We start from the raw sequence: 22,705 nt of genomic DNA, 5'->3' as shown, positions 1-22,705 counted from the left end.
TCATTTTATATTTATCCAATATATCTACTTATTTAACGTAATATTTTTAGTTTTGTCAATTTAAAAATCTCTATCCCATATGGGACAGAGATTTTTTATTAGTTATTTATCTTTTTTCATTACTAGATAAACAGGAAGACCTATTAAAGTTATAATTATACCTCCTAATGCAATCATTGTAGCTGTTAATAATTGATTTATTATAACAAATAAACCACCTATTATTGCTATTGCTGGTATTATTGGATATAAAGGCACCTTATATGGTCTGTATAAGTCTGGCTTATCTTTTCTAAGCTTTATTACCCCTATAAATGTCAGTACATAAAATACCCATACTGCAAATATTGTTAAATCCGTAAGTAAATTAAATTGTCCTGATAAGGCATATAAACATGCAAGTATAGCAATCAACCATAAAGCATTAGATGGAGATCCTCCCTTATTTACCTTTGATAAAGCATTACTTCCAGGTATAAGACCTTGTCTAGCTAAAGTATACGGTATTCTTGGACCAGTTAATAGGTAACCATTTAGAGTCCCAAACACTGATATTAATATACCCACTGTTATTATTTTACCACCAATAGATCCAAATAACTTAGTCGCTACAAGAGTCGCTGGTGATGTAGCCATCGCAAGATCGCTTGCTGGTGCTACCCATAAATAAGCTACATTTATTGCTAAATAAACCGCCATAACTATAGATAATCCACCTACTATAGCCTTGGGTAAATCTGTACCTGGATTTTTCATTTCTCCAGCTATGGCTCCAACATTTATCCATCCATCATATGCAAATAACGTTGCAATCAAAACCTGACCTAATGCACTACCTGTAGTAGTACCTGGACCTACCATAGGACTAAATAAAGATGTACTATTTCCTCTTATAAATCCAAATATTATTATTAAAATTAAAGGAAGCATTTTACCTATTGTTGCTATAGTTTGTATAGAACCTCCAAAAGATGAACCTATATTATTTAAGATTGCTAGAAGTAGTATTACACCTATTGCTACTGGTAAAACAAATGCCATATTACTTGAATCTGATCCAAAAAGTTCTACAACTTGCTTGGCAAATATTACAGCTAAAGCTGCTGATGTCCCTGGGAAGAACAGCACTGTCTGCATCCACCCAGTTAAAAAACCTAATTTGGGTCCATATATTTCGTCAATATATACCATCATTCCACCTGTTTTCGGTATAGCAGCTGATATCTCTGCAGCTGTAAGACCTGCAGTTATTGTTATTACTCCACCTATTATCCAAGCCATTATTCCAAGTCCTGGTGCACCGTTAGTTGCAGTATATATAGCTTGCGGTTTAAAGAAAACACCTGACCCTATAACTAGTCCTACAACTGTGGAAAGAGCTGCAGAGAAGCCTAGGGTCTTTTTAAGTTCCTTATCCATGTCTGACCTCCTAATTGTTCAATAATAAGAAAATAAAATTATTACATCTTAATTTTATTTTCTTATTATTCCCCAGTTTTCTCTAATTATTAAAATTTAGCGTTTAAGTTATTTTAATAAGATAGTTTTTTGCTATATAAAATTTTATTAGTATTCGTAACTTTTAAACTAAGAAGTTTCTTATAAAATAAAAATAGGCCAATTTAACAAAAGCTAAATTGGCCTATCTTTTTTATATAAAATTTATTTTTATTATTCGTCTAATTTTAAAACTGACATAAATGCCTTTTGAGGAACTTCTACAGATCCAACTTGTCTCATACGTTTCTTACCTTCTTTTTGCTTTTCAAGAAGTTTCTTCTTACGAGATATATCTCCTCCATAACACTTAGCAAGAACGTCTTTTCTAAGAGCACTTATAGTCTCCCTTGCCACAACTTTATTACCAACTGCAGCTTGTATAGGCACAGGGAATTGATGTCTTGGTATTTCATTTTTTAATTTTTCGCACATAGATTTACCTCTTGGGTAAGCTCTAGTTTCATGCACTATAAAACTTAGTGCATCCACTTGTTCTTTATTTATTAATATATCAAGTTTAACAAGTGTAGATACAACATATCCTTTTATCTCATAATCTAGTGAACCATATCCTCTAGTTCTTGACTTCAATGCATCGAAGAAGTCATAAACAACTTCATTAAGTGGTAAGTCATAGTGAAGCATAACTCTTTTTTCATCTATGTACTCCATGTTTATCATGTTTCCACGTCTTTCTTGACAAAGTTCCATAACTATACCTACATAGTCTTTAGGTACTATTATATCACCTTTAACAATAGGCTCTTCAATTGTCTTTATTTCAGATACTTCAGGTAGATTTGCAGGATTTTGTATCATTACAATCTCACCATCAGTCTTTGTAACTCTATATATAACAGACGGAGCTGTTGTTATAATATCTAAATTAAATTCTCTCTCTAATCTTTCTTGGATTATTTCCATGTGAAGTAAACCTAAGAATCCACATCTAAATCCAAATCCTAATGCTGCAGAAGTTTCAGCTTCAAATTCAAGAGCTGCATCATTTACTTGTAATTTTTCAAGTGCATCTCTTACATTCTCATACTTTTCTCCTTCTCCCGGGTAGATACCACAGTAAACCATAGGTGTAGCCTTCTTATATCCTGGCATAGGCTCATCTGTACGATTATTTGCATCAGTTATAGTATCACCTACATGACAGCTTCTTATGTCTTTTATACTAGCTGCAATGTATCCTACATCTCCAGCGATTAATTCATCAAGCTCTGTTTGACCAGGAGCCATAACACCAACTTCAGTTACTTCAAAGTTTTTGTTAGTATTCATCATTTTTATTGTCATACCTTTTTTAACAGTACCTTCAAATACTCTAACATATGCTACAACACCTTTGTATGCATCATAATAAGAGTCAAATATTAAAGCTTTTAAAGGTGCTTCTTTATCACCTTGTGGTGCTGGTACATTTTTTACTATGTCTTCTAATACATCTTCTATATTTAAACCACTTTTAGCCGATATAAGTGGTGCTTCGCTTGCATCAAGACCTATTATATCTTCTATTTCTTGTTTTATTTCATCAGGTCTAGCACTTGGAAGATCTATTTTATTTATAACCGGTAATATTTCTAAATCTTGATCTAATGCTAAATACACATTTGCTAATGTTTGAGCTTCAACGCCTTGAGCTGCATCTACTACTAATAATGCACCTTCACAAGCCGCTAAACTTCTAGACACCTCATAGTTAAAGTCTACGTGACCTGGAGTATCTATAAGATTTAGGTAATATTCATTTCCATCCTTAGCCTTATACACTAATCTTACATTTTGAAGCTTTATAGTGATTCCTCTTTCTCTTTCAAGATCCATGTTGTCTAATAATTGAGCTTTCATGTCTCTGTCACTAACAAGTCCTGTCTTTTGTATTAATCTATCAGCTAAGGTAGACTTACCATGGTCTATATGCGCTATTATACTGAAATTTCTAGTTCTACTTTGTTTGCTGTCCACCTTGTTTCCTCCTTTTATTATTATCATAACTTTTATTTTATAATATATCCTCTTTTATGTAAATAAGAGTTGAGTTATAAATATATAAAAATAAGACTTATTTTTTCAATAAGCCTTATTTTTATATATTATTTACCTAATTTTTCTTCTATTTCTTTTGATATATTTTTATAGATATCATTTGTGTTTTTTATCATCACTCTCATACTTGAACTAGTTTTATCTACTACCTCAGAGAGTATGTTTTTTTCACCTAGCATATTCTTCGCATTATAATCTATTATCAGTATACATATTGATACATTTATAATTAATAAAAGTACAAATGCTATTTTCATTCTCTTTTTTAGTTTATATTTCTCACCTTGTTTTTTTAAATTGTTCTCTACTCTACTCATTATACACAACCTAATAATTAATATTATTGTTGTTTGAAGTACTCATCTAAAATAGTAGCTACATACTTAGCTGTAACTTTTGCTTCCTCAATACTATTTGCATTGCTTCCTATTTCTATTAGCATATGATTTTTAGCTACAAATTGATTGTATTTACCTGTCTTCTTCTTAACAACTGGTGATACTAGACCTGGATATTTACTTTGTGCGAAGTCCGTTATACTTTGAGCTAACTTATTTATCTGAGCTACATTTTCATTTCTTTCACCTACAACAAAGAAAAACTTAGCTGCTTTTTGTCCATCTATAGTAGTAGTAAATTTATCATGTTCAGACTTTTTAACTTCTTCACTATCTAAATCCCTTGCATCTCTATGTAAATCTATGGCAATGTCTATACTATTATATTTAGGCATTATACTTTGTATAGAAGCTAAACTTCTTGAATATGCACCATTGTACTCAGGGTAATCACTATAGTTAGTAGAATGAACTACTCCCCAACCTTTATTAGTTAACTCACTAGTCAATAAGCTTCCCACAGACATTACAGAGTTTGCTTTATCTTGAGAGTGGTAATTTCCTTCTGGTGATTCAACATAGGTTTCACATCCATGAGTATGATATATAAGCATTCTAGGCTGCGACTTAGTAACTCTTAAGTCATTTACATAATCACTACTATTAAATACTTCTGTAGTTTTATTTGTATTACTTATATCTGGTACATTTTCTTCCCCAACATATACTTCTAAGTAGTCTTTCTTAACTTCACTTGATTCTTTTTTACTACCCTCTTTATCATTTTTTTCACTAGCCTTTTTATCTTCTTCAACCTTTGTCTCTGGATAAGATGAATCAATTAAAAACTTCAAAAATTCCTCTTTATCTATAGCCAAAGATATCGTTGGTAAAATACAAACTAACACACAGGCCATTACTATTGCCTTGATGCGTTTTTTCAACATTTTTGCTCCTCCTTATTTGGTGATCCTACCGGGGTGTAAAGACCTATTCAAACCTTCACTTATTATTATTGATAAGTTTTCTATTGTCTCATCTATATCCTTAGGTGTTACTATTAGATTTTTATCATACGGATCTAGAGAATCTTTTATAAGTTGATACTTTTCTTCTTCTTTAAGCTTGTTTAGCATATTATAGAAGTTTTCTGATTCTACTGATTGTGACATAAGATTGTCTATAGCCAAATCTAGCACATCACTTGTTAGTGTTGCTGCATCAACTACAGTTGGTACTCCTATAGCTATAACATCTACACCTAAATATTCCTTATTAAGTGCTTTTCTTTTATTTCCAACTCCGCCTCCAGGAGATATTCCAGCTGTTGAAATCTGTATAGTTGAATTTACTCTTTCCATTTTTCTCGATGCTAAAGCATCAATTGCTATTACTCTATCAGGTTTAATCATATCTACAATAGACTTAACTACCTCACTAGTTTCTAATCCTGTAATCCCCATAACCCCTGGGCTTAACCCTGAGACTTCAGTAAAGTCATCATCATAATCTTTATTATAATTTTTAAATATATGCCTAGTAACCAATGTTTTAGATACTGATTTAGGCCCCAATGCATCAGAAGTTATATTCCAGTTACCTAATCCTATAACTAATGTTTTTTTAGTTTTATCAGTTCCTAATATTCCTACTAATTCGTCTTTTAAGTAAGATATTATCTCTTCTCTCGATTCATCATCGTCAAACTTCATAAGATTACTCTCTAAAGTTATATAAGTGCCTACTCCCTTATTCATTATTTGTGAGCCTTGCTCGTCTAGGATTTCTACCTTAGTTACGGTACAATTATCTAGCTCTTTGTTTTCTATTTTTACTCCAGGTATCTCACTACTTTTTTCTTTTTCTTCATATATTTCTCTAGCTTCTAAAGCTAAGTCTGTTCTTATACTAACCATATTAACCTCCAAGTCCAATTTAAATGGTACTTATAAGTGTTAACATTTTTTAGTATTTTATAACAAAAATATATAATTTTTCAAATGTTTGAATATTTTATTTCCATGTTGTAAATTATTTTTATATGAGTTATAATCTATAAAGTCAAAAAAATAGATATTATATAAAGTAATAAATAATTATCCTTGATTTTTAGATTTATTTCTGTTAAAATTTAATATGTTGACGATGAATATAATAAAAAAACACACGAGGGGGTGAACACGTTGGCAAACATAAAATCAGCTAAGAAAAGAATAAAAGTTATCGAAAAGAAAACTGCTTTAAATAGAGCTAGAAAATCTCAAGTTAAGACTGCTATAAAAAGATTCGAAGATGCAGTTGCTGCTGGAAACAGAGAAGAAGCTGTTGCTAAGTTTGAGTACGCTCAAAAGAGAATAAGCCAAGTTGCTTCTAAAGGAACTATACACAAGAATGCTGCAGCTAGAAAAGTAGCTAAGTTAGCTCAAAAATTAAACGGTATGAACGCTTAATTATCGTTTATATTTCTTAATAGATAATAACCCTTGAATTAATTCAAGGGTTTTTTATTATACATAATAAAAAACACCTTAAAATGAACATTGTAAGTAACCTAAACATTTATGTCTAGATCACCTACAATACATACACTTCAAGGTATCCTCTTTTATTTCTATTCATTTTAACCAATCTTTCTTTGACAGTATTTAGTCACCAGCATTTCTATAGCTAGCGTATCTCTAACTAATCCATTTTTTATTTTATAATCACTCTCTAGTATATAATTTAACATATCTACTATTATATCATCTGAGAAATTATTAGCTTGTTTTAAAGCTTTACCAGCTACAAATGGATGTACCTTTATTTTTTCTGATATTACCTTTGTAGTATATCCTTCTACTTGTAATTGCCTAACCTGCATAACAACTTTAAATTGTTTTACTATCATAGCAAATATTCCAAGTACAGATTCTCCTTCATGTATCATATCATTTAAGATTCTAATAGCATTAGACGAATTCTTTTCTCCTATATAATCTATTAACTTAAAGATATCATTTTCTACTTTTTTTTGAGATAATTTATCTATTACTTCTTTAGTTACAGTGTTTTCTCTTCCTACAAATGAACTAATTTTCTTTATTTCATTCTCTAGGTCAGATAAAGTTTTTTCACTAGTCTTATCTCTGTAACCTTCTTGGTCTATGAAATACATAACCTGTGAGTTATCTATTATTGCATTGTTAGAATCAAACTTTTTCTTAACCCACTTAAATAAATCCATGTCAGATAATTTGTCACAATTATATACTACTCCATTTTTGCTTATCTTTTTTACTAAAGATTTCCTCTTATCAATTTCTCCATAAACAGCAAATACTAACACTGTAGTTTCTGGGATATTATCTAAATGATCTATAAAGTATTTTTCATCGCTATCATTAAAGTTCTTCTTTTTTCCTTTTAATAATTCAAAATCTTTTATTATCACTATCTTTCTATCATCCATAAAAGGAAGTGTCTCTATAGAGCTTATTATGGTATCTAAAACAGTCTCTTTTCCATCTATAGTATCTAAGTTAAAGTCTATCATACCTTCGTTCAAACTCTCTTTAAATACCTTAAGCGCATTTTCTATAAGATAATACTCTCTTCCATAAAAAAGATACATCTGTTCAAAATTTCTATCCTTCATTTTCTTTATAATATCCTTGTAGTCCATTCTCTTGCTCCTTCATAACTTTTAATTCTTTGTAGCTCATATATAAAAACATTACTGTATAATAAATTGCAACACAATGTATACTAGGGTCTTTTACTTCTATATAAGCAAACTCTAAATTGCTAACAACCTCTAGTAAAAAGTATATACTATTAAATATAGTTGTATTAACATAGGCTATTAATTTTGCTAATATTATATTTACCTTAAAAATAATTAAACTTAATATACTTAAGTACATTATAATAGCAATAAAAGGAACTATAATAATATTTCCAATTATAGATAACATTGCTACTGCTTTAAAATTATAATATATTATGGGTAAAGTTAGTATATTTGCACTTATTGTTAAAGATATTAACTTGATCTTAATAATCTTATTAATATAACCATAGAAATATATTATAGACAATGTAGCCATAAAAGACAATTGAAAACTCACATTATATAAAATATATGGGTTATTTATTACTAAAAAGATTCCAATTAATGATAATATAGATATTTTATCTTTCTTTTTATCTAGAAAAACTGCAATATATAATGTTATTACAAAAGCTATAGATCTTATAATAGATGGTGAATTTCCAACCATTATTGAATAGAAAGTCATTATAGTTAATAGCAATATTAACTTATAAAATTTATTCATTCCTCTTATTATTAATACTACAAGTGTACATAATATTCCTGTATGCAGTCCAGAGATGGCTATAATATGGCTTGTACCAGTTCTATTAAATACTTCTTTTTGCTCATCACTTAAACTTGATTTCTCACCTAATAACAAGGAATTCATGAAATCAGAATTGTATTTATATAAGTATCTCGATGTTTCTATTAAGTAAGTCTTAATTTTTTCGATATATGTATATAAGATATTATTACCTAAAATCTTATATTCTTCTAAATACAAAATTCCCTTACATCCTATACTTCTTACGTACTTCCCATAGTCAAAGTCTTTAAAATTCATACTATCTAAACTCTTTGCTTTACCTTTTATAAAAACAATCTGACCTACTTTTAAATTATGTTTTTTGCTATAGTCATTAACTAAATATTGTCCTACTTTATACTGATTATATTTTCCTTTTTCATTTTTTTCTTTCACCAAGCCCTCTATAGCTATCATTTTATCATCTTGCAAATTATCATAGTCAGCCTTGTTGGTGTATATAAATCCCACAAATAAGACAATAATAAATATTATTAGTAACGGTCTTCTCATCTTATCTCCTAATATTTTTTATTTACATTATCTTCAAAATTTTATTTTTTAAACTAAAAAAGCTATGAATGTAGAAATCATCTTCTACTTTCATAGCTTTTAGTTTATATATTTTTATACATATTCATTTATGTAATTATTTTTCTTTGTAAATATCTTTTCAAATATTTTTATTATCTCGCTATCTCTATAATCCTTATTCATATTATTTATGACAATAGCTTCATTTATATCTATATATGAAAAACATAATTGAGTAATAGTATTTATGTTAAAGAATAAATGATACTTTTCATCAACTTTTTCTACACTTACTTTTCCGTTTTCAATTTCAATTTTAAAGACTCCATTATTTTCTTCTATAAATTCATCCTCTATAAATATATTGCAAGATAAATTTATATCACTTGCTAGTTCTAAACTCTCTAAGTAACCTTTTATGTTTATAATTCTTCCCATCATAAATGGCTTAATTTTAATTTCACAAGTCTTTGGATTATCTAATATAAACCTTAGTTTATCATTTATAGGAGCTGATATAGTAACTTTTCTACATTGAGTATTATGATTATATATAAACTTTAGCATAGTCTTTAATGAATCTATATTCTTATAAAAAATTTCTCTTACAAACATTGTATCGTTATTTAAGAAATATATAATATACCCTTCATACCCATTATCCTCGTGTATATAAATATGACCATCTTCACTTTTTATCTCTTCAAATAAAACCTTATAATAAGATTCATCTCTAACTGTATTTCCATTTATATCACTTAAGAAGTAATCATTTATATCAATCATATCTTTTATATGAGATTCATCTACTTTATGCATCTTTCCACTCACACTAAATCTTTTCAAGTCTTCTATATCAATATTATATTCTATTTGATCATAGCAATGTTCATAGCCATATTTTCTATATAGCCTATAGTCTATAGGCATTAGTATTGATACTAACTGACCCTTACTATATAACTCACTTAGCGTAAATTTCATTATATTTTTCATATATCCTCTCCCTCTTACTTGAGGAAAAGTTGATACACCAACCACATAAGATGTATCATACACTTTATTATTTAACATTATTTGATATTGATTTAATTGTAGAGATGAAACTATTTCTTGTTGTTCATCAACTACAACAGTATTACCTCTGCTATATTTATTATTAAAGTAATAATCCATAAATCTTGGACCATCATTAAAACAATAGCTCCATATTTCTTTTATACTATTTATCTCATTATCTTTGGCATATCTAATATTCATCTTATGCCTCCCTAACAGTATATTTTTCTACAAAACGAACTGGGTGATAAGATAGTTTAGCTTTTCTAAGTCCTTCTATTCCTAAATCTTCTTCTCTATTTACAAACTCAACATCCTTGAATTCATTGGTTATAAACTGTTGATTAATAAATGGATATAAGCCTCTTATATTAGGATTTGCTTTTTCTATATGAACAACAGCCATGTTATCATTTAAAAGCTCTCCAATTGTAAATGCTTCAAGTTTTCCATCTATATATATACCAGCTATTTTAATTTTATCTTTCATAATGTCATAGTTTTTAAATACTTTTTTAATTCCAAGAAGTTCATCATCCATACCTTCATCGAAATCATCATTCTCTTCTTTATTACTAGTCCATGTATTAATTAGCTCTAGACAATCTTCAAATGCATCTTTGCTTAATAATTTATACTCATATCTTCCATCATACTCTTTTAAGAAGTAGTTTACATGATTTCTTTTCTTTTGATTTTTTCTTCCTGCTAAAGTTCTTAAACTTTCCGCGTCATATACATAATCGAATAAATCTCTTTCTTCTGTATAGCTAAATTTTCCTGGATAATTTTCTTGTAAAAATTCAACTACTTCTTTTGTTACACCTCTAAAGTATATCTTTTTATTTTCTTTTCCAAAGTAATCTAACACAAAGTCTATAACTTTAGGTAAATTTTCTTCTGTTGCTAATGGAAGTATAGAGAAACTATCTCCTTCATATTCTCCTACTAAGACAGCAAAATCATCTCCTATATAATATCCAGTCTTATAGGCATGTTGCCACATATATAAAGTACTAAAGCAGTACTCACAAGCTTCATAATTTACTAAATTAAAATATGGATCTAATTCCTTTTTGGAATTCTCGTCAATATTCTTAAAAAACATAAGGTCCTCCTGTATTATTTATACTGTATTTTATTATATTCTTCAAATCTATATATTCCATTAATTTAAACTAAATAATTCCTACGTTTGAATTACATTGTAAATTTTTGTTAAAAATATAAAATATCATGATTCACATATTTATATTACCCATATTGTATTTTATATAAACACATATTGAAATGGAGGTATTTTCTAGTTGAAAAATAAATTAGTTATATTAATACTAATTATAATACCACTTTTTTCCGGCTGTGACAAAAAACAATTACTCGCTATACACATAATTGATGTAGGTCAGGGAGATAGTATTCTAATTCAAACACCTAATAAAAAAAATATATTAGTAGATGGAGGAACTGAAGACAGTGAACATATCATTAAATCTTATTTAAAAAAGCAAAAAATAAAATCATTTGATATGGTAATTTCTACACATCCTGATAGTGATCACATAGGCAGCCTTGACTATATTGTAGATAACTATGATATAAAAAAGTTTTATATGCCTGAGCAAAGTACCGATACCACATCTTATTCAAACCTAATTACTTCGTGCAATAATAAGAATTTAAATATTGAGTATCTTTACAAGGATGATTCAATAAAAATTGAAGATGATATTTCTTTATATGTTTTAAATCCATCTTATATACAAACTGATAATAATTTAAATTCAATAGTGTTCAACTTAATATACAATGATAAAACTTTTTTATTTACTGGAGACTCTGAGATTCCAAATGAGAAAGATATTATTTGCGCTTATAATTTAAACGATGTAGATTTTTTGAAAGTTGGTCACCATGGGAGTAGTTCTTCTACTAGCGTAGAGTTTCTTGAAAGTATCAGCCCTGATCTAGCTGCCATATCTTGTGGATATAAAAATCAATATGGACATCCTCATAAAAAGACACTCGATAATTTAAGAAATGAAGATATATTAATTTATAGAACCGATTCACTTGGAGATATAGTATTTTATAGCGATGGGTCTAGAATTTTCACAAAGAAAAAATATAAGATTGATAATACGGGTTAGTACAAATAATATAAAAGAACTGTTATTTTATATAATAGCTCTTTTATATTATTCTCAATGGTAAGCAATCAATTTGAGACTTTTTATTATGTAATATATTAGTTATTTAATAATTCATTAATCACTACTGATGCTATAGTTAATCCACCAACAGACGGAACAAATGATATACTTCCTGGGGTAATTTTTTTCCCATTCATTATTTTTTCCTTTAATTCCACAGGTTGCTCAGTAGAGTATACTACTTTTAGTTTTTTTATTTTTCTATCTCTAAGTTCTTTTCTAATTACTTTTGCTAAAGGACATGTATGAGTTTTATTTATATCTGTAACTACTATTTTAGTCGGGTCTAATTTATTACCCATACCCATAGAACTTATTATATTTAAATTTTTAGCTTTACAAGTTTCTATCAAGTGTATTTTTGATGTTACCATATCTATTGCATCTACAACATAATCATAATCTTCGATAAGTATTTTTTCACTAGTTTCTTTATTATATACATCCTTTATCGCTTTAATGTTTATATCAGGATTGATATCTAATATCCTTTCCTTCATAACTTCTACTTTATATTTTCCAACAGTAGAATGAAGTGCCGGTAATTGTCTATTTATATTAGTAATATCAACGTCATCAAAGTCTACAATTGTCATACTTCCTACTCCAGCCCTAGCAATAGCTTCCGCTGCAAAACTACCTACGCCTCCAACTCCAAATACTATTACGTTTGCTTCTTTTAACTTTTCAACTCCATCTTTACCTATAATAAGACTTGTTCTAGTTGTAAAATTCTTTTCCATCTATATTCATGCTCCTCATGTTATTTATTTTATTTTATAATTACCCTAATTAAGTTCTTTTATTATAATTAAAAAAAGAACCCTATTGAGTTCTTTTTAATATTGGCGGGAATGCGTGGGAATTGAACCCACCTAAGAGGCTCTTAACCCCTCATACTAGTTTTGAAGACTAGAGGGCACACCAGCACCCATCCACCCCCGTGATATAATTTATTTACATACTTATATTACCACTTTTATCTACTTTTTACAATATTTTTATAGATTTTTTTTATATTTATTGTAATCATTATAAAAAAAATCTATATATAAAAATAAGTAGCTAATATTATAGCTACTTATTTTTACACTAGATTGACTTATCCAACTATATATATATCTATAGTCTTTCTTCCCCAGTTATAAACTGTAGTTTCATCATTCATAAATATATCTATTTTATTTCCTTTTATAGCACCACCCGTATCTTCTGCTATAAATGTCATATCAAATTGTGGTATATAAACCTTCGTTCCGTAAGGTATAATACTAGGGTCTACTGCTATAGTTCCCCATTTAGGTTTTGTTCCAGTTGATGTTATTCCATCCCCTGTATAAGCAGTAGCAACAACTTTCATATGTTTACCTTTTGAATCACTACTTGAGTTATTTGTAGATGCACTAGTCGTCGTAGCATTTTGTCTTGTACTCTCACCTCTAGATGATGCAACTTTAACTTCAACAACTTCAACCTTAGTACCTTTTTTAACTATTTTATTCTCAGGCTTAACTGCTACAACCTCATTGATAAATTTCTTTTCTACTTGTTTTCCGTTATGATATGTTATCTTGTAAGCTAGCTCATTTTTACCCGATTGTCCTTCTTGAGCCACTTTAGTATTTCCTTTTAATAATTCCTTATCTTCTACAACTTCTATTTCATATGGAATTTCTTGATATTCTTTTACCGTTTCTTCTTTTACATCAATAACTTCTATTTTCATTCCATCTGATAATTTTGAGTTTAATGCAATACTTACTATATCATTTCCGTCATATGATACATTTTGTTCTTCTAAAAGATCTTTAACATTTGACTTAAATGTAGATAGATTCTGTTCCTTACCCTCTACCACTAAAGTCACTTTTTTATTAAGTACAGAATAACTTACTGCTATGATACCTATAGATACTATTGTGGCCAGGGCCGAGACTACTATTTTTTTATTATTTTTCAAGTTCATAATATTTCCTCCTATATATTTTGTATAATCTATAATAATTTTGAATAATTCGCACTTCCTGTAACTAAATTGTAACTATTTTTATAGACATTGTCAACTTGACAAAAAATAAAAAATGTGCCTAATTAGTCATTCCAACTATTTAAGCACATTTTTATTCTGTAATATTTTTGTTACTTTTTATTCATTTTTCAGTTCATATTCATAATCATTAATACTACTTCATAATATATATTTTTGTAAATCCATTAAGTATTAAAAGTTATAACACCTAATTATATATTTTGTATCTGCCAGTCAATAGGATTTTTTCCTAGATCTTCAAGAATACTATTAATCTTTGAAAAGTGACCACACCCAAAAAAACCTCTACTTGCAGACAACGGGCTTGGGTGAGGAGCCTCTAATACATAGTGTCTCTTAGTATCTATTAGTTCTTTTTTCTTACGTGCATTTGCTCCCCATAGCACAAAGATAACAGGATCTTCTCGCTGATTTAAAATCTCAATCACCCTATCTGTAAATGTCTCCCATCCTTTTTTACTATGAGAGTTTGCCTCATTAGCTCTTACTGTCAAGGCCGTATTTAAGAGTAATACCCCTTGTTTTGCCCAAGGCATTAAGTATCCATTGTTAGGTATAAAACATCCTAGCTCATCCCTTAACTCTTTGTAGATATTTAATAAAGAAGGGGGAGTCTTGATACTAGGTTGCACTGAAAATGCCATACCATGAGCCTGTCCTTCTCCATGATATGGATCTTGACCCAATATAAGTACTTTTGTATTCTTATAAGACGTACATTTCAACGCTTCAAATATATTATTCATACTCGGGTAAACAATATTATTTTCATACTCTCCAATAAGAAAACTTCTTAAATTTAAATAATATTCTTTTTTAAATTCCGCTTCTAATAATTTATCCCAATCATTATTTAAATTAACCATGATGCACCTACTTTTCATTTATTAATTAGTAAGATATTATATCCATACTTAGTTCTTTCTATTTTATCCTAATAGTTCATTATAAAAATAAAAGAGGCATATCACCTTTTTTATTTATATATATCAGCCATATCTACAGTCAATCTTTCTACATTTGATGTCTTCTCATATTTGTATTCTTCTATAGATTCTACTATCCCATCATTATTAATACTTAAGCTTATTGTAAATTTAGTTCCTTTTCCATATTCGCTCTCTACTTTTACATCCGCACCTATTAGATTTCCTATTGATTTTACCATAGATAGACCTATACCACTTCCATATACATTGCCTATAAACCCTTTGTTTACATCATTAAATCTTTCAAATATAAAGTCTATTTTATCCTCAGGAATTCCTATACCAGTATCTTCAATGGCAACATCAATTTTATCACCTTTATAGTATATATTTACGTATATACTACCTCCTAAATCTGTAAATTTGATTGCATTGGATAATATATTAAGAAGTATTCTTTCAATAGCATTTACATCAACATTCATAATTAATTCTTCTATATCAGTATCAAAAATAAGACTTATGTCTTTGCTTTGTGCATAACTTACAACAGACATAACAATATCCTCTACAGCCAGAATTATATCTTTGCTTTCCATACGAATCTTATAGAATCCAGATTCCATCTTAGTAAAGTCAATAAGGTCATTTATTATCTTAAGTAATCTAAAACTATTTTGCTTAGTTAACTCTATATGATTTTTCAAGTGGCTACCTGAAGATGATATTTTTTCTTTATTATATAGATTTTCTAAAAGCTGAGTACTTGTAAAGATTAGATTTAAAGGTGTCTTTAACTCATGAGACATATTTATAAAGAATTCCATTTTTAGACGATCATATTTTTTACTCTCTAGTATTTGACTTTTTAAGCTTTCTAAATATTTTATATCCATCATATCTTTGATTATTGTAAGCTTTAGTGTTTTATTACCTACTTTAAAAGGAATACTCGCAACATTAGCATCTATAGTTTTACCGTTAACATCTAAGTATTTAAGGTTAACATAGTTAAAAACTTTATTTTCTTTTATAGTACTTATACTTTCATCTACTACGTGCTCATATTCTGAATGTATACTCATCAAATCTTGTCTACATATTCCTAAGTCATCTTTATTTATATCCTTGTCAACACTAAATATATTCATAAACTTTTCATTTACAAACATATATCTACCTGTATCTAAGTCTTCTAAATATATTCCTTCTGGTATACTATCTAAAAGGTCTTTATACATATTCTGTGTTTTTTCTAAATAGTCTCTAGTTTTTATGTATTTGGTTATATCACTATAACTTATTATAGTGTATCTTTTATCATCTTCATAATCTATTGTTGTATTAGATTCTAGCCAACGCACTTCTCCATATTTATTTATTACCCTATACCTAAAGAAACCATTATTGTAAATTTCATCTTCATCTTTTGCTTTTTTATTAATACGCTTTACAAATTTGCACATTTCAATATCTTCAGGATGAATCTTATATTTTATAGACTTATTTTCATTATTTTTTTCAAATTCTCTACTTATGTATAGTATATCTGAATCAAATATATCCTCATAGAATTTACTAGACTTAATCAAATTATCATTTTCATCACATATAAAGACAGGCCTTTTTATATTTACTATTAAATCTTCATATTCTTCCTTTAAGTCCATCAAGTAATTTAATATAGATTTTTCATAAGTTATATCTAGTAATATACAAATACATCCTCCATACTCTTTATAGTATCGGTATGAACACTTGTATACTTTTCCATTGTTAATTTCTATTTCATTTTCTATGTTTATCTTTTCTCGACATACTTTTGCTATATTTTGTTTAAAATCTTTACTATTTATTACATTCTTATCTATAGAATAAATAATATCATCCTCATAGTTTAATATATTTTTGAAGACCGGATTAGAATAAATCAAGTTTAGACTTTCATCAAATATACCCCATCCATTTGGTGTGGATTTTAAAATAGAATCAAGAAAATCATCTTTATAAATAATTTTTTTATTAATTTCTAACTGTACATTATCCATTTTTTCCAATATAGAATTTGTTCCCTCATACAACTTAGATTGTCTATCTATTTCTTTATTTACATCTATTATCTTTACATATGGATCTATTATGCTTGTATGAATTATTATTTTATATACTAAATAAATTTGAGTAATTCCTAGCATCTCCATACCAGTTCTTTGTATATTACTGCTAAGCTCTATCTTTGATGTAAACAGAATATATATAAGATAAACTATCTTTAATATTAAAATTTTATTTATATCTTTAATCCTATCGATTCCATATTTATTACTATTAACATAATACTTACATTGCTTTATTGTATACACTACAATCAATATACTAATTACAATCACTATATCAGAAGTAGATATCGAGATACTATCAAAGTTAAAGATTTCTATGTCAGCTAGTAAAAATAATATCAATGATGTAAATAACACAAAACCTTTAACTTGTATACTATTATATGTATCATTAGATTCAATCTTATTTAGTCGATATTTTATAGCAAACAATAAGGAAAATATCTCTAGTAAATTCATTATTATGTTTGCATCAGTAATAATTATTGGTTTTGTAAAAGCTATAATTACCAAGATATCAAATATATTAGATAGTATATATCCTATTCCAATAAAATATATATAGCTATACCTATCTTCTCTTCTATTATTGACTAAAATAAATATGAGAGTTATTAAAGAACTCCTAGTGATTATAATTATAAAGCTGTAGGATTTTGAATCTATATAGTTTACTGTAAGCAATAATAAAAGCACAACTACATAAAATAAATCTAAGTATTTTCTAGATTTATTTTCTCTTAAGTTTAAACTATCCATACCTTATCTCCTAACTTTAATAGTATATATCTGAAAACTCTACTTTTATTTCTTCATCAATATTATATATACTTCGGTCTTCTTGACTATGTCCACCGTTTATACTTTCTACAGGAAGACTTATCAAAAATTCGGTTCCTCTATTTTCTTCACTTATAACCTTTATTTTTCCACCGTGTAACTTAACCAGATTTTTAACTATTGCAAGACCTATACCACTACCTTCTGTATTTCTAGAAAGTGTAGTGTCAACTTGAGTAAATTCCTCAAATATAATATCTAATTTTCCCCTTGGAATCCCAACGCCTGTATCCTTTACACTAACTACAATATTTTCTTTTCTATCATATATATTTAAATATATTTTACCTCCATTAGGTGTAAATTTTATACAATTTGAAAGTAAATTAAGCATTGCTCTTTCTATTTGATACTTATCTACTTGTAGATATATTTCTTCTAGTTCTGTATCAAATATTATGCTTATATCTTTTTTGCTAGCATAGTTTTCTACCTTCATAAATAAATCTTCAATGATAGACACTATATTATACTTACCTGGCATTAGTTTATAATATCCCGATTCCATTTTGGTTAAATCAATAATATTATTTATTAGCCTTTGAAGCCTATAAGAGTTTTGCCTCACTAAATCTATATGAGATTTTATATTATCGTTGTAGTCTTTTACTTTTCCATTTTGATAAAATGAATCTATTAACTGATTAGCACTTGAGATAACATTTAGTGGTGTTTTCAGTTCATGAGACATATTAGCGAAGAATTCCGTCTTCACTTTATCCGTATTCAATCTATCTAACAGCTCTCTCTCAACTTTTTCTGAATCTTTCTTATGAGTAATATCCTTAATTATAAGCATTATATTTTTGCTTTCTGAATACTCAAATGGAAGTGCATTTATTTCTACTTGTATACTTTTTTTGTCTTTGTTTATAATCTCATTTTCTAGCAACAATAGATGTTTACTCTTATCTAAAATTTTTCTCATTTTTTTGTCAAAGTCATATTCTTCTCTGATGTTAATATCTAATATCTTCTTTATATTAGTATTTAAAATTTCATTAATATCACTTATTCCTATTATTTTTAGAAGAGACTGGTTTGCATATTCAATTTCTAGATTCCTATTAAGTAGACAAATTCCATCCGGAAGTATATCAATAAGCCTAGAATAAGAATTTTGACTTTCTCTAAGCTTCATTTGAGCTATCTTTCTTCGAGTTATATCTCTAACTACTATTATAGTTTTGTGCTTTCCATACTTGGAATATTCTGAGTAGCTCATTTCTACATATATAGCTTCACCATCTATTACATACAACTCTTCTTTATTATCTTTTTTTCTATTTAGATAAAACTCAATCTCTTCTACTCTATCTTTAAATATTTTTTTGCAAGCTTTGTTTATATAAATTTTCTTATTGTCCTGAAGCACTATAATTCCATCACCGATACTCTCTAAAAAACTTTCATATCTTAAATTAGTTTCTGTAATCTCTTTTTCAAATGCTTTTTCAGTAGTTTTATCTATCAAGATGCATAAGGCACCTTTTATTTCATCTTTTATTAACAGTGGTGCAAAAGTCGCCTGATATACTTTATCGTTTGTCGAGTATATAAAACTTTTCATATTTTCCTCAGTGCTAAGTACATTTTCTATATTATTAATTAGATTATCATAGTCATATATATTAGTTTTTAAATAATATTCAGGTGTATTTTCCTTGCACCCACCCTGAAATACTAAATTAAAAGTTTTGTTTGTATATATTATCTCTTTCTCCTCACTAAACACTATTACAGAGTTTGATGATGCATCTAGTCTCGCCCTTAATTTAGATTCTTTCTCAAATATTAGTGCTTTTAATGCTCTCATTTTTTTAGAATTTTCAATCAATTTTTCATTATTTTCTTTTAGTACTTTACTTTTGTATACCAGCTCTTCATTAATAATATTCAGTTCTTCATACGGCTTCCTAATATTTGTATATACCATGTACTTATATATATATATAATGGATAGACTTACTATAATTCGAGCCACAACAAACTTAGCATTACTATCTGCAAACATAAAACCAAGTACTATTGGTATCCTAGAGAGAACTAAAATAATTAATATTCGATTTAAATACTTTTGTTCCTCATTTTCTATAGCTTTAGACTTTTTTAATGAGAGATATGTAAGAATAACAACGCTTAAACTAGCTATAACTTCAACCCATTTTACTTCTACCTTGCTAATATCATACCCAGTTACAAACTCAAGCAATAAAATTCCAATGGATGTAATAGTTACTAATACTGTTGTAACATATGAAACTCTATTTCTTTCTATATAGTTAAAACTAAAAAAAATACCTATAGCAGGTAGTATCGAAATAATATTAGTAGATATTATACTCATCCATTTAATAGTATTTATGCTATTTATTGAGTTTATAATAATAAATAAGTATATAATATCAAATACTCCTGTTACAGCAAATATCATACCTAAAAAAATAGAAACGCTATTCTTATTAAATCTTATAGTATTTATAGCAATAACTCCCATAGATATAAGAAATACAGCATATAAAATATGAATATGTACTCCATATCTTAGTATATCTTCACTTATAAACATAACTATCATTAGTATAAAAAACATACTTAAAATAGCAAAAATCTCTTTATATTGAGCTTTTATATTTACCCCTTCTTTTGTACATATCAATATACTACACTCTCCTTAGACAATTCTAAATTAATTATACTATAATTAGATGATTTACTCACTATTTCTTGAAAATTTGTACTTTTTTCAACAAAATAAGCTATTCCAAAATATAATTTTTGAAATAGCTTATTTTTTTCTAGAATAATATCCTTTTATTATCTATTCTTTTTGTTACTTTATTTCTATCAAAGTTTTCTAATATAATCATACAATTTTTTCTACTAGATCCTACCAAATCTCTATATTCACCTAAAGTTATTTCTTTATTATCATTCAGATATTTTACAAGAATCTCTTTTGATGATTCATACGTTTTCTTATCCATAACATATGTATCATCAAGTTTTTCCACACTATTACCTATCATAGCTTCTAGTACTTCTTTATAATTATTATTCAAACAAACTTCATCAATAGTTAGTAATGTATCTAGACCACATGACTTTAACTTCTTATGTATATCATCTTTTATCTCTATTTGTTTAGGATTAAATTTAACCTCAAAATTATATAGTGAGACTTTATTTTCAACAACCTTTATTAAACTCTCATCTGATAATTTAGCTAATAGTATATCCATATCTTTAGTCTTAAATTTACTTTCTATCTTAGACCTTACTTCCTCTTTTAATATCCCCGTTCTAAGTCTAAATTTTTTATGGTAGTCATTTAAAAGATTTAAGGTACTTTCTTTTAATTTTTCATATTGGTTTATATGTGAATACATATTGTTTATTACTATTATTTTATTTTCATCTAAAAGTTTAGATATAGCTAGTTTTACATTTTCTTCGTTATCCCCACTATAACTCATTATCTCTTTCATAGTTGGATAAGATTTTAGATTATGTTTTAGATATTCTTCTAGTATATCCTTTAACTCACCTTTTTCTTTAACTTGTAGCGCTTGTATAACTTTATCATCAAAACGCTTATGTTTTTTTGGCGAAGTATCTATAATGACACCACCACCTATAGTTTCCATTGGTGAGTAATTTCTAAGTACAAACTTGTCTCCTTTTTTAGATACAATAGTTTCTTCTAATCTTAACTGCGCATATCCACTTTCACCACATTTAATTTCTTCTTTATCCAGAGGCACAACCCTACAAAGTATTTCTCTAGTACCATGGTATAATCTTAATCTATCCCAGTGCTTTAGGTTTTTGTTATTATGATTAACTAATGAAATCTTTACATCTAACATCATGGCCTCTTCTACAGAGTTAAAAGATGCTAATACATCACCTCTATTAATATCTTCAACCTTTGCGTTTGAAATATTTATAGCTGTTCTTTGGCCTGCATATGCTGTATTTACACTTTCTCCATGAACCTGAATACTTCTTATTTTAGTTTTTAAATCCTTAGGATAGATACTTAAATCATCATCAACGCTTATTTTTCCTTCTATTAAAGTGCCTGTTACTACTGTACCAAATCCCTTTATAGAAAATACTCTATCTATATTAAGTCTAGCAGGAGAACTTTCATCCTTATCCTCAAGATCTTTACTCATAATATCTATTTTATTCATTAGATCATTTATACCATTTCTTGATATAGAATCTACTTCAATTATTTCAGAGTTTTCTAAGAAAGTTCCTTGCACTCTCTCTATAATATCCTCTTTTACTAATTCTTTAAATTCATCATCTACAGTATCCGATTTAGTAAGTACTATAATTCCATTTTTTATATTTAAAAATGTAAGTATGTCCAAATGTTCAACTGTTTGAGGCATTACACCTTCATCAGCTGCGACTACAAACATTACTATATCAAGTCCAGATGCACCTGCTAACATATTTTTTATAAACTTCTCATGGCCTGGAACATCAACTATTCCAGCTCTTTTACCGCTTGGTAAATCAAAATATGTAAATCCTAGATTTATAGATATACCTCTTTTTTTCTCTTCATCTAAAGTATCTGTTTCCCTACCTGTAAGAGCTTTTATTAGTGTAGTTTTTCCATGATCAATATGTCCTGCTGTTCCTATTATTATGTTTTTCAT

General features: G+C 27.8%; 17 protein-coding genes and 1 tRNA gene. 2 read left to right on the top strand and 16 right to left on the bottom strand.

Annotation, left to right across the window (positions count from 1 at the left end; all coding sequences use genetic code 11):
- Positions 1-102: 102 nt before the first annotated feature.
- From CHL78_RS00545 to gpr, 5 genes are all read right to left on the bottom strand, one after another.
- Complete coding sequence (locus CHL78_RS00545; RefSeq protein WP_116041148.1) at positions 103-1,419, bottom strand: APC family permease; 1,317 nt, start codon at positions 1,417-1,419, stop codon at positions 103-105.
- A gap of 252 nt (positions 1,420-1,671) precedes the next feature.
- Entirely contained in the window at positions 1,672-3,477 is a 1,806-nt protein-coding gene (gene lepA, locus CHL78_RS00540) for a translation elongation factor 4 (RefSeq protein ID WP_116041146.1), read from the bottom strand.
- Between the two features lie 128 nt (positions 3,478-3,605).
- Complete coding sequence (locus CHL78_RS00535; RefSeq protein WP_094368742.1) at positions 3,606-3,875, bottom strand: hypothetical protein; 270 nt, start codon at positions 3,873-3,875, stop codon at positions 3,606-3,608.
- A gap of 23 nt (positions 3,876-3,898) precedes the next feature.
- A complete protein-coding gene (gene spoIIP / locus CHL78_RS00530) occupies positions 3,899-4,843 on the bottom strand; it encodes a stage II sporulation protein P (RefSeq protein WP_094368743.1) in 945 nt (314 codons plus the stop codon).
- 12 nt (positions 4,844-4,855) lie between these two features.
- Positions 4,856-5,812, bottom strand: a complete 957-nt coding sequence (gene gpr / locus CHL78_RS00525) for a GPR endopeptidase (protein WP_094368744.1) — start codon at positions 5,810-5,812, stop codon at positions 4,856-4,858.
- A 267-nt stretch (positions 5,813-6,079) separates the two neighbouring features.
- Between gpr and rpsT the strand changes: the two genes are divergently transcribed.
- Positions 6,080-6,346, top strand: a complete 267-nt coding sequence (gene rpsT / locus CHL78_RS00520; RefSeq protein ID WP_094368745.1) for a 30S ribosomal protein S20 — start codon at positions 6,080-6,082, stop codon at positions 6,344-6,346.
- A 170-nt stretch (positions 6,347-6,516) separates the two neighbouring features.
- On the opposite strand, the gene holA is transcribed toward rpsT, so the two are convergent.
- The 4 genes from holA to CHL78_RS00500 form a co-directional block, all read right to left on the bottom strand.
- Positions 6,517-7,560 (bottom strand): DNA polymerase III subunit delta, encoded by a 1,044-nt coding sequence (gene holA / locus CHL78_RS00515; RefSeq protein ID WP_094368746.1) that lies wholly within the window; start codon positions 7,558-7,560, stop codon positions 6,517-6,519.
- Positions 7,523-8,794 (bottom strand): ComEC/Rec2 family competence protein, encoded by a 1,272-nt coding sequence (locus CHL78_RS00510; protein ID WP_094368747.1) that lies wholly within the window; start codon positions 8,792-8,794, stop codon positions 7,523-7,525. The genes holA and CHL78_RS00510 overlap by 38 nt, the downstream gene beginning before the upstream one ends.
- A gap of 114 nt (positions 8,795-8,908) precedes the next feature.
- Positions 8,909-10,075 carry a GNAT family N-acetyltransferase gene (locus CHL78_RS00505; RefSeq protein ID WP_094368748.1) on the bottom strand — a complete coding sequence of 389 codons (1,167 nt, stop codon included), beginning with the start codon at positions 10,073-10,075 and terminating at the stop codon, positions 8,909-8,911.
- Between the two features lies 1 nt (position 10,076).
- Positions 10,077-10,982 (bottom strand): DUF2156 domain-containing protein, encoded by a 906-nt coding sequence (locus tag CHL78_RS00500; RefSeq protein WP_094368749.1) that lies wholly within the window; start codon positions 10,980-10,982, stop codon positions 10,077-10,079.
- 199 nt (positions 10,983-11,181) lie between these two features.
- Between CHL78_RS00500 and CHL78_RS00495 the strand changes: the two genes are divergently transcribed.
- Positions 11,182-12,024 carry a ComEC/Rec2 family competence protein gene (locus CHL78_RS00495; RefSeq protein ID WP_094368750.1) on the top strand — a complete coding sequence of 281 codons (843 nt, stop codon included), beginning with the start codon at positions 11,182-11,184 and terminating at the stop codon, positions 12,022-12,024.
- Positions 12,025-12,122: 98 nt separating this feature from the next.
- On the opposite strand, the gene CHL78_RS00490 is transcribed toward CHL78_RS00495, so the two are convergent.
- The 7 genes from CHL78_RS00490 to selB all read right to left on the bottom strand — a co-directional run bounded on the left by CHL78_RS00490 (position 12,123) and on the right by selB (position 22,705).
- A complete protein-coding gene (locus tag CHL78_RS00490) occupies positions 12,123-12,830 on the bottom strand; it encodes a tRNA threonylcarbamoyladenosine dehydratase (RefSeq protein ID WP_094368751.1) in 708 nt (235 codons plus the stop codon).
- Positions 12,831-12,933: 103 nt separating this feature from the next.
- A tRNA-Sec gene (locus CHL78_RS20600) sits at positions 12,934-13,030 on the bottom strand.
- 159 nt (positions 13,031-13,189) lie between these two features.
- Complete coding sequence (locus CHL78_RS00485) at positions 13,190-14,053, bottom strand: 3D domain-containing protein (protein WP_094368752.1); 864 nt, start codon at positions 14,051-14,053, stop codon at positions 13,190-13,192.
- Positions 14,054-14,328: 275 nt separating this feature from the next.
- A complete protein-coding gene (locus tag CHL78_RS00480; protein ID WP_094368753.1) occupies positions 14,329-15,003 on the bottom strand; it encodes a uracil-DNA glycosylase in 675 nt (224 codons plus the stop codon).
- A gap of 110 nt (positions 15,004-15,113) precedes the next feature.
- Entirely contained in the window at positions 15,114-17,945 is a 2,832-nt protein-coding gene (locus CHL78_RS00475) for a sensor histidine kinase (protein ID WP_094368754.1), read from the bottom strand.
- Positions 17,946-17,961: 16 nt separating this feature from the next.
- Positions 17,962-20,685 (bottom strand): sensor histidine kinase, encoded by a 2,724-nt coding sequence (locus CHL78_RS00470; RefSeq protein WP_243446344.1) that lies wholly within the window; start codon positions 20,683-20,685, stop codon positions 17,962-17,964.
- A 139-nt stretch (positions 20,686-20,824) separates the two neighbouring features.
- Positions 20,825-22,705, bottom strand: a complete 1,881-nt coding sequence (selB, locus tag CHL78_RS00465; protein ID WP_116041144.1) for a selenocysteine-specific translation elongation factor — start codon at positions 22,703-22,705, stop codon at positions 20,825-20,827.

The sequence above is a fragment of the Romboutsia weinsteinii genome, from assembly GCF_002250835.2.
Taxonomy (GTDB): domain Bacteria; phylum Bacillota; class Clostridia; order Peptostreptococcales; family Peptostreptococcaceae; genus Romboutsia_A; species Romboutsia_A weinsteinii.
This window is presented reverse-complemented; position numbering and strand designations above follow the sequence as displayed.